Below are 14256 nucleotides of genomic sequence, written 5' to 3' on the forward strand. Positions count from 1 at the left end.
GCAGGAGTCGCCGGGCAAGAGGGGGAGAGGACGACAGGGCGGTGCATGACGCAACACGAAGAGCTGGTTGAGAAGATCGAGGAACTCCAGGCGGAAACCGCCCAGCTCCGGCAGGCCCTTGTCTCGCACGCCGTCGTCGATCAGGCGATCGGTGTCGTCCTGGCCCTCAGCGGCCTCCGCCCCGAGCAGGGGTGGGAGGTGCTGAAGACCGTGTCCCAGCACACCAACACCAAACTGCGGGACGTCGCCCAGCACGTCGTGCGCTGGCCCCACGTCGGCGCTCTGCCCGCGGAGATCCGCCGGGCGCTGCGCGGGGCGCTGGTCGAGGCGCACGCGGCACACGGGGGCCGGGCGCTCGTGCGGCCGGAACTGCGGTGCGAGTGCTGAGGCGGCGCCCCCTCCGGGAAAACGGGGTGACGGGCCGGAGACCCTGTGCGTACCGTTGATCGCATGGAGGTCACCAGCCGTACCCACACCGCAGCCGCGCGAGCGACCAGCTCGCCGGCTGCCGACGCCTGACCTCCCCCTCTCCCCCGGCGGCCGGAAACGGACCGCCGGTGCGGGACCTCTGGTCGCGCTGTTCCCGTGGTCGTTTCCGGCTCCCATGAGACCGAAGGACCACCGCCATGGACACGGACCGCACCGTACGCGTCTTCACCGATTTCTACCGCGAGCGCGGACACCACCTGATCACGGGCAGCACACTGCTGCCACCGCCGGGCGACCCGGTGCTGTTCACCACCTCGGGCATGCATCCGCTCACCCCCTTCCTGGAGGGGCGCCCGCATCCGCGGGGCCGCCGCCTCGTCAATGTGCAGCGCTGTCTGCGGACCACCGATCTCGACGAGGTCGGTGACTCCACGCACCTGACGGTGTTCGAGATGCTCGGCTCGTGGTCGCTGGGCGACTACGGCCACCCGCAGAGCCTTCGCTGGGGGTACGAGCTGCTCCGGGACGGCTTCGGCATCCCCCGCGAGCGACTCCGCGTCACGGTCTTCGGCGGGGACGGGCAGGTGGGCCCCGCCCTGGAGTCCCTGCGCACCTGGGAGGAGCTGGAGGTCCCCGTGGAGCTCACCCGGGAGGACAACTGGTGGTCCAACGGCCCGGTCGGCCCGTGCGGCCCCGACTCGGAGATCTTCGTGTGGACCGGCGGCACCCCGCCCCAAGGGACCCCCACCACGGACCCGCGCTGGGTGGAGATCTGGAACCACGTCGTCATGCGCTACCGGCGTCTCGAGGACGGCTCGCTCCAGCCCCTGCGACGCCCCGGCATCGACACCGGCATGGGGCTGGAGCGCCTGGTCACCGTCCTCCAGGGCCACGACTCCGTCCACGCCACCGATCTGTTCGAGCCCTTCAGGCGCCTGCTGCCGCCCCTGTGGAAGCTGGACGAACCGTCGCTGCGTCTGGTCAGCGACCATCTGCGCTCCGCTGTCGTCGTGATCGGCGACGGGGTACGGCCGTCCAACACCGGCCGCGGTTACGTCCTGCGCCGCGTCGTCCGCCGGCTGCTGACCACCCTGCGGCGCGACGACCCGTCCCGCACCCTCTCCGACCTGCCGGTGGAGCTCCTCCAGCACACGCTGGACCACTTCCGGCAGTCCCGCGGGACGGATCTCGTCCGGGACGTGCTGGTGGAGGAGGAACGCGGGTTCGACAGGCTGCTGGAGCGCGGTCGGCGGCTGCTGTCCGGGCCGCGGTACCGGGGGCCGCTGAGCGAGGAGGACTACGACTACCTCCACGACACCCACGGCCTGCCCCGCGACCTGGTGGTCGGCCTGCGCCCGGAGGGGTGACGGCTACTCCGTGCGCAGCGCCGTCGCGGTCCGGGCCCTGGCCGCCCAGCCCGCCGGGAGCAGCGCGCCCAGCAGGGCGATGACGAGACCGGCCAGGCCCAGCAGGAGCAGTTGCGGGGTGTCGTACACGTCGAGGACGGACCTGGGCAGGTCGGTGCCCGCCGCGTGTCCCATGACCGGGAGCACGAAGCCGTGCAGCGCGTATCCGGCGGGCACGCCGACGAGACCGCCGAGCACGCCGATGCCGGCCACCGAGGCGAGGACGAGGCTCACGGTCTGCCGGGGCGACATGCCGAGCGCCTTGCACACGCCCAGGTCGTGGACGCGCTCCCGGGTGTCCAGGACGACGGAGTTGAGGACGCCGAGGCCCGCGACGCACACGAGCATCAGGGTCAGGAGCGCGGCCATCGTGTTCAAGACGACCACGAAGTTGTCCCGCTCGGAAGGGGAGTTGGCCCGGGCGTCGGCCCCGAGGGGCTCGATCCGCGCGGCGAGGTTCTTGGCGTACTCCGGCGCCGAGACGCCCGGTTTCAGGTCGACGAGGAACACCTGAGGCCGGGTCCCGGGGAAGTCCGCGAGGTTCGCCTGGATCTCCAGGTCGTCGCCCGAGGAGCCGAAGGCCTCCCCGACGATCCGCAGGGTGGCCGTCCGCTTCCCGAGGGTCACGCGTACGGTGTCGCCGATCTCGGTGCCGGTGGTCTCCAGGAACCGGCCGGGCACGACGACCTGGCCCGCGCCGGTGAGCCAGTGCCCGGAGATCATGGCGTAGCTGCCACGTGTGGAGTCGCCCTGGTAGAGGGTCGTCCGGACGGTTCCGGAGACCCCGGCCACGGTGGCGTCCTGCTGGCCCATCCCGTAGTACGAGGCGGTGCCCGCCTGCGCCTCGATGGCGGCGCTCACCTTCGCCGGGTCGGCCGGTTCGGGCTGCGGGGCGCCCGGTGCCGGGACATGCTCGCCGCCCGCGATGCCCGGGCCGCCGGTGAAGACGGAGACCGCGGAACGGTTCTGGGGGTCCTGCACCGCGTTGACCTCGTTCAGTGAGGAGGTGAGCCCGACGGCGAAGGTCGCCGCGATCGTGCCGAAGGCCACCGCGAGCAGCATCGCGAGGGTACGGACCGGATGCGCGAAGGGGCCGGCGAGGCCGTAGGTCACCGCTCGGGGCAGCGGCAGCCGGGCCGCCGCGCGGTGCGCCCACTGACCGCGTCCGGTACGCGGGGCCCTGCCGACGGCGATGGCCTCGACCGTGCGCAGCCGCCCGGCCCGCAGGGCGGGGACGAAGGCCGCGATCCCGACGACCAGCAGCGCGCCGGCGGGGACCACGACGTCCACCCACCAGGCGACGGACAGGGTGGCCGTACCGTAGGCCTGCTCGGTGTCGTCGAGGAGTGGTACGGCCAGCAGGTTGCCGAGGACGACTCCGAGCGCGATGCCCACGCCTGCCGGGACGAGCGCCTGGGCCACGTAGGCGCGGACCACCTCGCGCGGGGTGAAGCCGATGGCCTTGAGGATGCCGATCCTGCGCAGGCTGGTGCCGACCGCGCCGCTGATGACGCTGCCGACGATGATCACCGACATGACGATGCCGAGGGCCCCGAAGGCGACGAGGAACGGGATGGTCGGGGCCGCTCCCTGGTCGGCGGCGCGTTTGGTGTCGAGGTAGGACCGGGTGCCGAGGAGCGCCCCGGACGGGACGGCGGCGAGGAGCTTTTTGCGGTCCGCGGCGATCGCGCCCTTCGAGCCCGCCGAGTCGAAGCGGTAGAGCATCTGCCCGGTGACCGGGGTGTCCTTCGAGGCGAGTGCCCTGACCTGCGCGGGAGTTGCCCACACCTCGGCGGTTCTGCCGGCCGACGTGGCGAAGCCGACGACCGTGAGCGTGGTGCCGGAGGCCGTCAGAGTGTCGCCCACCGTGAAGGCGGGCCCCTCGTAGGAGGAGCTCAGCACGATCTCGCCCGGCTTCCTCGCCCACCGGCCGGACGTGAGGTCCAGGTCGTCCACGTCCGCGTGCGGACCGGTGCGTCCGACCAGGGTCATGGCCGGAGGCCGGCGCCCTGACGAGTCGGTCGCCCGGAGGATCGTGGTGGGATACGGTCCCGCGCTCGCCGTGACTCCGTCCAGCTTCCCCGTGTCTCCGAGCCGTTCGGCGCTGACCTTGGCCGGGTCGAACTCGGCGGTGACGTGGGGGCCGTTCTGCTCGGCGAAGGCGTGGTCGAAGGGCGCGTTCGAGACGACCATGAGGGAACCGGCGACCACGGCCGCCGCCACGGCCATCATCGTGGCGATGGCGATGACGACGGTCTGCACCCGGCGCCGGCCCACCCCGGAGCGTACGACGCGGACGAGCGGGCCGGTCATCGCACGGCCTCGGTGCGGGAGTCGAGGGCGACATGGCCGTCGACGAGGTGGACGGTGCGGCTCGCGCAGGCCTCGGCCAGGGCCGGGTCGTGGGTGACGAGCACGATGGTCTGCCCGCCGCGGTGCAGGTCGACCAGGAGTTCCCGGACGTCCTGGCCCGAGGCGCTGTCGAGGGCCCCGGTCGGTTCGTCGGCGAGCAGCAGCGCGGGCCGGTTCACCAACGCCCGGGCGACGGCGACGCGTTGGCGTTCGCCGCCGGAGAGCCGGCCGGGGTAGGCGCGGGCGTGCTTCTCGATGCCCAGGGCCGCCATGAGCTCGTGCGCCCGCTCCCGCGTCGTGCGCCGTGAGGTTCCGGTGAGCTGGGCGGGAAGCTGGATGTTGTCCAGGACGGTGAGGTCGTCGAGGAGGTTGAAGAACTGGAAGACCATGCCGATCCGTTCACGGCGGAACCGGGCCAGGGCGTGCTCGCCGAGCCGGTCGACCTGCTCCCCGGCGACGTTCACGGTGCCCTCGGTCGGCTTGTCGAGGCCCGCGACGAGATTCAGCAGCGTGGACTTGCCGCTGCCGGAAGGACCGGTCACGGCGAGGGCCTCGCCCTGGGCGACGGTGAGGTCGAGCGGTCCGAGCGCGGGTGCGCCGGCGTGGTCGTAGCGCTTGGCCACGCCCTTCAGTTCGATCACTGCTGTCATGGGAGGTGCCCGTCCTGTCGGTCGTCGGGTCGTGTCCTTGCCGGCCTGGTGAAGGTCCTGGCGAAGGTAGGGAAGGACGGGTCGCGGGCGCGTCGGCCGGAGCACCGAGACAGGGCCCTCCGTGCGGAGGACTCGCGGGTGGGGTCATCCCTGCGAAGTACGCCCGGCGGAGGGTGCGTTGGTCGTGCAGGCGGACGCGCCGCGGGCCCGGTGACCGTGACAATGAGCGCATGGAGACGGAGTACCTGCGGGGATGGCTTCGGCAGGTGCGCATCGCGCTGCGGCCGGAGGCGAAGGGCGCCGCGCTGTCACGGAGGTCGGTGTGGTGCGACGTGCTGCTGGCGGTGCTGCTGACGGTGGTGGCGCTGGTGGTCGCGTCGCGTTACCCCGGCGACGGGCCGGTGCGCGTGTCGAGGTTCGAGTACGGCGTGCCGGTGCCGCCCCGGCCTCCCGTGTTCCCGGGCGCGCGGATCGAGGAACCGGCCTCCGCACCGCCCTGGGTCCTGGTCGTGCTGTCGGCACTGCCACTGGCGGCGCGCCGGCGGTTTCCGCTGACCGTGTTCGCGGTCGTGCTCTGCGCGGGGCTGGCCATCGGCGACGACGCCTCCTGGATCAATGTCCTGACCTGCGTCATCGGCACGTACAGCGCGGTGATGCACAGCCGGCACCGGGTGGGCGCGATGGCCGGGCTCGCCGTCGCCGCCGTCCTTGCCGGTGTGGCCTTCCGGTCGACGCAGCCGGTGCTGCCCGGGTGGTCGAGTCCCGGGGTGGTGCTGCTGGTGGCGGGGGTGCTGGCCAGCGTGGTCAGGTTCGGGCGGCGGCGCCTCGCGGCGAGCCGGGACCGGTTCGCGGCGCTGGAGCGGACCCACGAGGAGGCGACGCGCAGGGCCGTGGCGGAGGAACGGGCGCGGATCGCCGCGGAGTTGCACGACGTCGTGACCCACAATGTGAGCGTGATGGTCATCCAGGCGGGCGCCGCGCGCAAGGTCATGGACGCGGCTCCCGAGCGGTCCAAGGAGGCGCTGCTCGCGGTCGAGGCCGGGGGCCGGGCCGCGATGGCCGAACTCCGGCACGTGATGGGCCTGTTGGCCGCGTCGGACACCGGCCGTCCGGACTCCCCCGCCGACGGCCTCGAACCGCAGCCGGGCCTCGGGCAGCTGGCCGCCCTGGTCGACCGGGTGCGGGCCGCCGGGACACCGGTCGGCGTCGCGGTCTCCCTGCCTCCGGAACCGCTGCCGCCCGGTGTGGACCTCACGGCGTACCGGGTGGTCCAGGAGGCACTGACCAACACCATCAAGCACGCGCCCGGCGCGGAGGCCGTCGTCAGCGTCGGCTGGGCCGGCGACCGGCTGGAGATCGAGGTCATGGACACCGGCGCGGTCCGCGACGGGGTGCCCGCGGACGGGAACGGCCGCGGGCTGATCGGCCTGCGCGAACGCCTCGCGGTCTACGGCGGCGCACTGACGGCCGGCCCGACCCTGGCCGGCGGCTTCCGCATCAGGGCGGAGGTGCCGTGGCGGACGGTGTGAAGGACATGGGCGGCGAGCGGCTCCGGGCGGTCATCGCCGACGACCAGGCCCTCGTACGGACCGGGTTCGGGATGATCCTGACCGCGGACGGCATCGAGGTGACCGCGGAGGCGGCGGACGGGGCGGAGGCGGTCGCCGCGGTCCGGCGGACCCGCCCCGACGTCGTCCTCATGGACATCCGGATGCCGGGCATGGACGGCATCGAGGCCACCCGGCGGATCCTCGCCGACGACACCGGGGGCGAGATCCGCGTGATCATCCTGACCACGTACGACCTCGACCACTACGTGTACGCCGCGCTCACCGCCGGGGCCAGCGGTTTCCTCCTCAAGGACGTCACGCCCGAGCATCTGGTGGCCGCCGTACGGCTGGTGCGGTCCGGGGACGCCCTGCTGGCGCCCACGATCACCCGCCGCCTGATCGAGCGCTTCGCCCAGCGCGAGGAGGCGGTGCCCTCGGCCGACCCGCACCGGGACCTGTCCGGGCTGACCCCGCGCGAGCTGGAGGTGCTGCGGCTGCTGGCGACCGGGCTCAGCAACGCCGAGCTCGCGGAGCGGCTGTTCCTCAGTCCGACGACGGTGAAGACGCACATCGGCCGGATCCTGTCGAAGCTGGAGCTGCGCGATCGCGTCCAGGCGGTCGTCCTCGCCTACGAGAGCGGCCTCATCACTCCGGGCGGCGCCACGGAGACCGCCCTCTAGGACATCAGCCCGGCCGCGACCGTAGCCCCCAGCTCCCAGCACGCCTCGATGTCGGCCTTGGCCGGTTCGCCGGTGACGGTCACCGGTTCGGCCGTACGGCGCCAGCCGAGACCTGTCGTGATCGACTCGATGCCGCGCAGGGCGCCGGTGACGTCGTTGCCGCCGTGGACGTAGCAGCCGAAGGGACGGCCGCGCGTCTCGTCGAGACAGGGGTAGTAGATCTGGTCGAAGAAGTGCTTGAGGGCGCCGGACATGTAACCGAGGTTGGCGGGGGTGCCGAGCAGGTAGCCGTCCGCCTCCAGCACGTCCGAGGCGGTGGCGGACAGGGCCGCGCGCCGTACGACGCGGACGTCCTCGATCTCCGGCGCGGTGGCCCCGGAGACGACGGCTTCGAACATCGCCTGGCAGTTGGGCGAGGGCGTGTGATGCACGATCAGCAAGGTGGCCACGGTCGAACCCTGCCCTGCCTCGGCTTTCGTCCGCAAGCCGGGCCGGGGACGGGCGCCGCCGGGCTACGATTCCGGAAACCGCGAGGGGGGAGCGAGTCGTGGCCGACAGAGGGCAGCGGGCTGCAGTGGTCTTCGATGCGCTGGGTCTGGAGTACGAGAAGGCGTTCGCCCGTTCCGAAGCTCATCTGGCGTCACTGGAGTGGCTGCTCGGGCGGCTGGCTCCCGGGAGCCGGGTCCTGGACGTGGGCAGCGGCACCGGCCGGCCCACCGCGTCGACGCTGGTGGCCGCCGGTCACGAGGTGCTGGGGGTGGACGTCTCCCCCGTCATGGTCGGCCTCGCCGTGCGGCAGGTTCCGCAGGCCACGTTCCGTCACGCAGACATCCGTGAACTGCCCCTGGAGCAGGCTTCGTTCGACGCGGTCTGCGTGTACTTCTCGCTGCTCCAGATGACCCGTGCCGAGCAGTCGGAGGTGCTGGGGCGGCTGGCGCGGGCCCTGCGGCCGGGCGGCTCCCTGGTCCTCGCCACCGTGCCGGCCGACGTGGAGGACCTGGCGGTCGAGTTCATGGGCCGGCCCGTCCGGGCGACCAGTTTCGCCGCCGAGGACGTGGTGGCCGTGGTGCGCGACGCGGGTCTGACGGTGGAGTCCGAATCGTTCGTGGAGTTCACCCCGGACCACCCCGAGGCCGCCCCCGAACCGCATCTGTTCCTGTACTGCGCTCTTCCCGGGGGACACGCGGGACAGGCCTCCGGGTAGCCCTTCGTGGGACCCGGAATGTGTCGCTGACCTGCCCAGCTCCACCTCGCGCCGTGGGACGGCGTCCAGTCGGCCGGCGGGGTCATGTGTGCACCGTGAACGCGGCGGCCAGTGCGTCCAGGTGGTCCGCGACCGGACCCGCGGTGAGCAGTCCGCTCGCGGCGCCCGCGAGTTCGCCCCGGGCGGGTTCGAGTGCGCTCCGGGCGCGCCGCATCAGCGCATGGTCGCCTACCTGGATCGCCGCGCGGGCGAGCAGGCACCACAGCGCCTCGCACACCAGGTCACCGGGAGGGGAGGGGACGTCGGCCAACAGGCGTACGGCGTCCCGGTCGCGTCCTTCGGCGAGCAGCAACAGGGGGCGCACCCACGGTTCGTAGGGGCCCCAGTCGGTGTGCGGGTCGGCGGTGACGGGGAGGCCGTGGTGCAGCCTGAGGCACAGCAGGGCAAGGGGCAGCAGTCCGCGTTCCAGACCCGGCATGCCCGCGCCGTCGAGGGACTTGGCGGCCTCCCGGTACGCGGACTCACCGACGTGCGGGGGCTCTGTCGCCGCGGTGCGCAGGGCGCGGTACCACGTGGTGAAGACGGCGACGAGAGGCAGCTCGTGGCGTGCGGCGAGCGCGTCGGCGGCTGCCGCGTGCCGGTCGGCGGCCGTGAAGTCGGCGGTGGCGCAGTGGGCTTGCAGCCGGATCAGCCGGCCGAGGACCTCGTAGGTGAACAGGCCGTGCCGTGCGGCCACTTCGGTGATCTCCGCGCCGATCCCGTCCCGGCGGGCGGCGAGTCCGGTCCGTTCGAAGCTCTGCATGAACAGGCCGTTGAGGGCGAAGACGAGCAGGTCGGCGTCTTCGAGTCGTCGTGCGCTCTCCACTGCCTGGTGGGCCGCATGGAGGGCGCGCCTTTCGCCCGGAAGGGTGCCGCGGGACTCCACCGCCACGGTGGCCAGGAGCCGTGCCCTGGCCGCCTCGTGCGCGCCCGGCGGCAGGAGGCGCAGGGTGCGTTCCACGGTGCCCACCAGCCGGTCGGCCTGGGCCGGATCGTCGCTGCGGGTCCAGACGGCGGGGACGTCGTACACCCCGATGACGCGGGCCGTCAGCTCCGGGTCGCCCAGCTGCTCGGCCGCCGCCACGGCCGACGCGCGGTGCCGTCGTGCCGCCTCCAGTCCGCCGCCCCCGGTGACGGCGAGGTCCCGCATGAGCACCGCGGTCGACTCCAGACGGGTGCGTGCGCGCGGCGGGACCATGCTGTCGTACGCCGCGGAGGCCTCGGCCCACACCTGTGCGCCCGGGTCCGAGGGGCCCGGGTCCAGGTGCTCGGCGTGCCGCAGGATGTCCTGCTCGGCGCGGTTCAGCCGCGGGCCCGGCTCCACGCCGAGGTGCTCGCGCAGCAGTTGTCGGGCGCGCCGCAGGACGGACAGGGCGTCGGCCTGGCGTCCGGAGCGGTACAGGGCGAGGGCGAGCAGCTGCCAGCCGTCCTCCCGCCAGGGGTGCTCGGCCACGTGGGCGTCGAGGTCCGCCGCCGCGTCGGCGGCCGCGCCGAGGGCGAGCCGGCCCTCGGCACGGCGTTCCACGGCGGTCAGGCGGAGCCCGGTGAGCCGGGAGCGTTCCGCACGGGCCCAGGGTTCCTCGGCGACGTCGGCGTAGGCGGGGCCGCGCCACAGCTCCAGGGCCTCGGTGAGCCGGGGCACCGCCTGCGCGGGAGGCAGGTCCGCCGCGGCGGCGACGGCGTGCTCGAACCGCCAGGCGTCGACGTGGGCGGGTTCGGCGCGCAGGGCGTAGCCGGGGCCCTCGGTGACGAGGAGGCGGGAGGGCGTCCGGCGGGGCCGCTCGGGCTCCAGCGCGCGTCGCAGCCCGGCGACGAAGGTCCGGACGGTGCCCACCGCGTCCGCCGGCGTGTCCCCGCCCCACAGGTCCTCCACCAGGCGGGGAACGGGCACGACCCTGCGGCGGGCGACGAGGAGGCGGGCCAGCACGGCGCGATGCCTCGGGCCCTTCAGGGCGATCGGTTCCCCGGTCTCGTCCCAGGCGGCAACGGCCCCCAGGACTCCGAACTCGACCACGCGCACACACCTCAACGTACACGCGTTCATCCGTTGCTCATTCGCTCCCCGGATCCTGAGGACATCGGCGACTCCGGGCCCGGACGCCTCCCCCTGAACCGCACGACCTGAGAGAGCCATGCCGTGAAACCCACCATTCCCGGATTCGAGTACCAGCGCGTTCCCGTCGCCGAGGACGTGTCCCTCCAGGTGGCCGTAGGAGGGACCGGCACGCCCGTCGTCCTGCTGCACGGCTTCCCGCAGACCCATCTGATGTGGCGCCATGTCGCGGCGGACCTCGCGGCCGACCACACCGTGATCTGCCCCGACCTGCGCGGTTACGGCGACAGCGACAAGCCGCGCGAGGACGGCCCCCACGCGTACTCCAAGCGGACCATGGCGGCCGACGTCGTCACCCTCGCCGGCCGGCTCGGGCACTCCCGGTTCGCGCTGGCCGGGCACGACCGGGGCGCGCTGGTGGCCTTCCGCGCGGGCCTCGACCACCCGGACGCGGTCTCCCACCTGGCCTGTCTGGACATCCTGCCGACGCTCGACATGTGGGGCGCCCTGCACGGTACGTCGGCGGCGGTCGCCTTCCACCTCTACCTCATGGCCCAGCCGCCCGGACTCGCCGAGCGGATGATCTCCGCGAGCGCGGACGCGTTCTTCGGCCACTTCCTCGACGTGTGGGCGAACCGGCCCGACGCGATCCCGCCCCGGGTCCGTGCCGAGTATCTGCGGGCCTGCCGCGAGGCGGTGCCGTCGATCGTCGCCGACTACCGCGCCTCCGCGGGCATCGACGTCGAGCACGACGAGGCCGACCGGGCCGCGGAGAACCGTCTGGGCATGCCGGTGACCGTGCTCCAGCAGGACTGGGGGGCCACGCTCGGCTACGAGGCCACCGCGCTGTGGGAGGCCTGGACCGACGACCTTCGCCATACGACCGTCTCCTGCGGCCACTTCATGGCGGAGGAGGCACCGGCGGACGTGGCGAAGGCCCTGCGGGAGCTCATGCTTCGGGGCGACTGACCCGCGGGCGTCCCGGTCCGGCGTGGCGGCCGTGACGTCGTCCGGCTGAACGACGGCCGGGCCGACGCCGGTCGCAGCGGGCCGAGGCCCTGCGACGCCCTTGCCGGGGACGAGCTCACCTTGGTGGGCGAGGACCGAGCGGCAGCTCGGCCATCCGCAGATTCCAGCGGCCGCTGCGGCCGGTGAGTTCCACGGTGGACAGCGGCGGCACGTCGATTCTCCAGAACGCCTGGTGAGGCGCTCCGAGCGCGTGGACCACGGCGGCCCGCGCCGCCGCCTGTTCCACCACCGCCAGCACACGCCCCGCGTCGGGCGGCAGCGCGTCCAGCCATACGGCGACCCGGTCGCACATCCGCGTCACGCTCTCCCCGCCGTGCGGCGCCGCGGCCGGGTCGGTGAGCCAACTGGCCAGTCCCGACGGGTCGGTTGCCGCGACCTCGTCGAGGGTGCGGCCGTACCAGGACCCCATGTCGAGGTCCCGCAAGGCCGGTTGCGGTGTGGCGGGCTCCCACCCGAGGGTGCGGGCCGTCTCCGTGCAGCGCCGGGAGGGCGCCGAGCAGCGGGTGGCGGCCCGCGGGAGGGTTCCGGCGACGGCCCGCACCCGGTGCAGTGCCCGCTCGTCGAGGGGTGCGTCGCCGAAGCGGACGCCGCGTTCCGTACGGGCGGCCGCGCACAGCAGGGTGAGCCGGACGGTCATGCGGGCCCTTTCGTCGAGTCGCCGGGGGTGGTTCATCGTAGGTGGCCTACGCCATGTTGGCCGACGCCCGCATTGCCCCTACCATCTGGGACGACAAGGACGACGGCGCCACGGAAGTCCGGTGCAAGCCCGGCACGGTCGCGCCACTGTGTGCCACCCCTCGGCGACGAGGTGGTGGTGAGTCAGACCCCACGCCGTCGTCGAGTGCTCCACACGATGCGGGACGCGTTGTTCCCGAGGAGGTCTCGCCATGGCGCAGTCCACTGCCGCCCCCACGCCCACCACCCCTGTCCTCACACCGTTGCCGGTGCGCGCGCTCGTCCCCTGGGCCGTCTTCTTCGGCGTCCTGATGCTGGTCCTGCTGTACTTCGTCGGCGCCGAACAGGGCGCCACCGCACTCGTCTCCGGCGAGGGCGTCCACGAGTGGGTGCACGACGCACGCCACCTGCTCGGCTTCCCCTGCCACTGAGGCGGGGCGGACCATCATGAACTCCACAGTCGTACGCGCCCTGTTGGCGCGCGGCATGCTCGCCGGGCTCGGCGCGGGTGTCCTGGCCTTCGTCTTCGCCTACCTGGTCGGCGAGGGTCCGGTGGACGCGGCCATCGCCTTCGAGGAGGCCGGCTCCCACGAGCACGGTGAGGAACTCGTCAGCCGTTCCGTGCAGTCGACGGCCGGACTGGCCACCGGGGTCCTCGTCTTCGGGGTCGCCATCGGCGGCATCATGGCGCTGGCGTGCTGCTTCGCGCTGGGCCGGATCGGCCGGTTCGGCGCACGGGCGACGGCGGGTCTGGCGGCGCTCGGCGGATTCCTCACCGTCTACCTCGTGCCGATCCTCAAGTACCCGGCGAACCCGCCCGCGGTGGGTGACCCGGACACCATCGACCAGCGCACCGCCCTGTTCGTCCTGATGATCGCGCTCAGCGTGCTCCTCGGGATCGGCGCGGTCCTGCTGGGCCGCAGGCTGGCCCCGGCCTGGGGCAACTGGAACGCCTCCACGGCGGCCGCCGTGGCCTTCGCCGCCGCGGTGGCGGTGGCGATGGTCGTCCTGCCCGCCGGGGACAACACCCCGAAGGGCTTCCCGGCCACCGCCCTGTGGGAGTTCCGCCTGGCCTCCCTCGGCGTCCAGGCCGTCCTGTGGGCGGCGTTCGGGCTGCTGTTCGGCTACCTGGCCGAGCGGCTCCTCGAACCGAGGCCCACCCGGGGCAAGGTCTCCGCGCTCGTCGTCTGACGGTGTGGGTTCCGCCGGGGGCGCGCCCGGCGGAACCTACGACGTGCCCTTCAGCTGCCGTACGGTGCCGTACGGTGCCGCCGAGCTTGTTCCTGGCCTGTTCCAGGTGTTCCGCCTCGGCGCTGACCACCCAACGCGAGCCGACGACGTACGTGCCCCCGTAGACGCCGGCCGCGTCGAGCCGCGCCTCCTTGTACTTCTCCACGTGGCACAGCCCCTCGTGCAGCTCGTCCGCCTCGATAGGGATCTCGGCACTTGCAGCCCGCCCGCCCGGCGATCACCTCGATCCCGGCCGGGGCCACGATGCCTGCGGCGGGCGCTGCGGAGCCCTTCGACGGCCGCGGAGTCCTGGCGTTGTCGTCCTCACCTCCACCGCAGGCCGTGACCGACGCGAGGCCTCCGACGAGGGTGCCCATTCGCAGCGCGGTGATCCGATGGTTTCGTCCTCGTCGCGGCACGAACCACTCCGTCTCGACCGGGGGCACATGATCGGGACCGCAGAGCACACGGAATTCGCGGGCAACGCATTGTCCGTGCATGACGGAAGGGCCGGACACCCGTCTGTCCGGCCCTTCCGCACCTACCGGTCAGCCGCCGTTCAGGCGGGCGCGGAGGAGATTCTTGCCGATCTCGGCGCCCTTGCGGCTGTCCGCCTGGGCCTTGCGGAACAGGTCGGCGACCTCGGTGTCCTTGCCGCGCTCCGCGTCCTGGATGTAGCTCTCCAGTCGCAGGGCGTTGCTCAGGCACGCCTCCACGTACCAGATCAGGTTGTAGTCCTTGTCCGGCGTGCCGGTCGCGCTGCCGGTCTCCGTGCTGCTGGTCATTCCGGCCTCCTCCAGCGGTAGTCGTTCCGGAGCCGGACGAGTACCCGCCGTCCGCAGGTCAGTCCCCACCCGGGCGGAAAATCAGCCAGGAGATCGACGTCCCGGGCCGTCCGGGGGCACTCATGCGGAGAGACGTCGCAGGGGCCACGACCAGGGCGCTGGCAGTCCGGGCGA

At 73.1% G+C, this 14256-nt stretch carries 14 protein-coding genes; 8 read left to right on the top strand and 6 right to left on the bottom strand.

The window, feature by feature from the left end:
* The first annotated feature begins 45 nt into the window (after positions 1-45).
* Both RKD20_RS02875 and RKD20_RS02880 read left to right on the top strand, forming a co-directional pair.
* On the top strand, positions 46-387 hold the full coding sequence (locus tag RKD20_RS02875; protein ID WP_424876229.1) for an ANTAR domain-containing protein: 342 nt from the start codon (positions 46-48) through the stop codon (positions 385-387).
* Positions 388-626: 239 nt separating this feature from the next.
* Positions 627-1796, top strand: coding sequence for an alanine--tRNA ligase-related protein (locus tag RKD20_RS02880; protein WP_424876230.1), 1170 nt, complete (start codon positions 627-629; stop codon positions 1794-1796).
* Between the two features lie 3 nt (positions 1797-1799).
* On the opposite strand, the gene RKD20_RS02885 is transcribed toward RKD20_RS02880, so the two are convergent.
* Positions 1800-4148 carry an ABC transporter permease gene (locus tag RKD20_RS02885; RefSeq protein ID WP_424876231.1) on the bottom strand — a complete coding sequence of 783 codons (2349 nt, stop codon included), beginning with the start codon at positions 4146-4148 and terminating at the stop codon, positions 1800-1802.
* Positions 4145-4837, bottom strand: coding sequence for an ABC transporter ATP-binding protein (locus tag RKD20_RS02890; RefSeq protein ID WP_424876232.1), 693 nt, complete (start codon positions 4835-4837; stop codon positions 4145-4147). Before RKD20_RS02890 ends, RKD20_RS02885 begins: the two co-directional genes overlap by 4 nt.
* 230 nt (positions 4838-5067) lie before the next feature.
* Between RKD20_RS02890 and RKD20_RS02895 the strand changes: the two genes are divergently transcribed.
* Both RKD20_RS02895 and RKD20_RS02900 read left to right on the top strand, forming a co-directional pair.
* Positions 5068-6366, top strand: coding sequence for a sensor histidine kinase (locus RKD20_RS02895; RefSeq protein WP_424876233.1), 1299 nt, complete (start codon positions 5068-5070; stop codon positions 6364-6366).
* Positions 6351-7067 (top strand): response regulator, encoded by a 717-nt coding sequence (locus RKD20_RS02900; protein ID WP_424876234.1) that lies wholly within the window; start codon positions 6351-6353, stop codon positions 7065-7067. The genes RKD20_RS02895 and RKD20_RS02900 overlap by 16 nt, the downstream gene beginning before the upstream one ends.
* On the opposite strand, the gene RKD20_RS02905 is transcribed toward RKD20_RS02900, so the two are convergent.
* Positions 7064-7516 carry a flavodoxin family protein gene (locus RKD20_RS02905; RefSeq protein WP_020120140.1) on the bottom strand — a complete coding sequence of 151 codons (453 nt, stop codon included), beginning with the start codon at positions 7514-7516 and terminating at the stop codon, positions 7064-7066. The two genes, RKD20_RS02900 and RKD20_RS02905, sit on opposite strands and share 4 nt — an antisense overlap.
* 98 nt (positions 7517-7614) lie before the next feature.
* On the opposite strand from RKD20_RS02905, the gene RKD20_RS02910 reads away from it, so the two are divergent.
* Positions 7615-8271 (top strand): class I SAM-dependent methyltransferase, encoded by a 657-nt coding sequence (locus tag RKD20_RS02910; RefSeq protein ID WP_424876235.1) that lies wholly within the window; start codon positions 7615-7617, stop codon positions 8269-8271.
* An 82-nt stretch (positions 8272-8353) separates the two neighbouring features.
* Here the strand turns inward: RKD20_RS02910 and RKD20_RS02915 are convergent, their stop codons facing one another.
* Positions 8354-10330, bottom strand: a complete 1977-nt coding sequence (locus RKD20_RS02915; protein WP_424876236.1) for an AfsR/SARP family transcriptional regulator — start codon at positions 10328-10330, stop codon at positions 8354-8356.
* Between the two features lie 117 nt (positions 10331-10447).
* Between RKD20_RS02915 and RKD20_RS02920 the strand changes: the two genes are divergently transcribed.
* Positions 10448-11332: an alpha/beta fold hydrolase gene (locus tag RKD20_RS02920; protein WP_424876237.1), complete on the top strand. Its 885-nt coding sequence runs from the start codon at positions 10448-10450 to the stop codon at positions 11330-11332.
* Positions 11333-11447: 115 nt separating this feature from the next.
* On the opposite strand, the gene RKD20_RS02925 is transcribed toward RKD20_RS02920, so the two are convergent.
* Complete coding sequence (locus RKD20_RS02925; protein ID WP_424876238.1) at positions 11448-12065, bottom strand: histidine phosphatase family protein; 618 nt, start codon at positions 12063-12065, stop codon at positions 11448-11450.
* A 214-nt stretch (positions 12066-12279) separates the two neighbouring features.
* Here RKD20_RS02925 and RKD20_RS02930 point away from each other — a divergent pair, with 214 nt between their 5' ends.
* Together RKD20_RS02930 and RKD20_RS02935 are read left to right on the top strand one after the other, a co-directional pair.
* Positions 12280-12498, top strand: coding sequence for a CbtB domain-containing protein (locus RKD20_RS02930; protein ID WP_020120135.1), 219 nt, complete (start codon positions 12280-12282; stop codon positions 12496-12498).
* 16 nt (positions 12499-12514) lie between these two features.
* Positions 12515-13258: a CbtA family protein gene (locus tag RKD20_RS02935; protein ID WP_424876239.1), complete on the top strand. Its 744-nt coding sequence runs from the start codon at positions 12515-12517 to the stop codon at positions 13256-13258.
* A 587-nt stretch (positions 13259-13845) separates the two neighbouring features.
* On the opposite strand, the gene RKD20_RS02940 is transcribed toward RKD20_RS02935, so the two are convergent.
* On the bottom strand, positions 13846-14082 hold the full coding sequence (locus RKD20_RS02940; RefSeq protein ID WP_381337652.1) for a hypothetical protein: 237 nt from the start codon (positions 14080-14082) through the stop codon (positions 13846-13848).
* Positions 14083-14256: the final 174 nt, after the last annotated feature.

The sequence above is a fragment of the Streptomyces sp. SLBN-8D4 genome (genome assembly GCF_049739545.1).
In the GTDB taxonomy this organism is placed as follows: Bacteria; Actinomycetota; Actinomycetes; order Streptomycetales; family Streptomycetaceae; genus Streptomyces; species Streptomyces canus_C.

Coding starts and splice junctions, on each gene's coding strand:
- RKD20_RS02930 (WP_020120135.1), top strand. CDS start 12,280: ATGGCGCAGTCCACTGCCGCCCCCACGCCCACCACCCCTGTCCTCACA.
- RKD20_RS02925 (WP_424876238.1), bottom strand. CDS start 12,065: ATGAACCACCCCCGGCGACTCGACGAAAGGGCCCGCATGACCGTCCGG.
- RKD20_RS02885 (WP_424876231.1), bottom strand. CDS start 4,148: ATGACCGGCCCGCTCGTCCGCGTCGTACGCTCCGGGGTGGGCCGGCGC.
- RKD20_RS02880 (WP_424876230.1), top strand. CDS start 627: ATGGACACGGACCGCACCGTACGCGTCTTCACCGATTTCTACCGCGAG.
- RKD20_RS02895 (WP_424876233.1), top strand. CDS start 5,068: ATGGAGACGGAGTACCTGCGGGGATGGCTTCGGCAGGTGCGCATCGCG.
- RKD20_RS02935 (WP_424876239.1), top strand. CDS start 12,515: ATGAACTCCACAGTCGTACGCGCCCTGTTGGCGCGCGGCATGCTCGCC.
- RKD20_RS02940 (WP_381337652.1), bottom strand. CDS start 14,082: ATGACCAGCAGCACGGAGACCGGCAGCGCGACCGGCACGCCGGACAAG.
- RKD20_RS02890 (WP_424876232.1), bottom strand. CDS start 4,837: ATGACAGCAGTGATCGAACTGAAGGGCGTGGCCAAGCGCTACGACCAC.
- RKD20_RS02875 (WP_424876229.1), top strand. CDS start 46: ATGACGCAACACGAAGAGCTGGTTGAGAAGATCGAGGAACTCCAGGCG.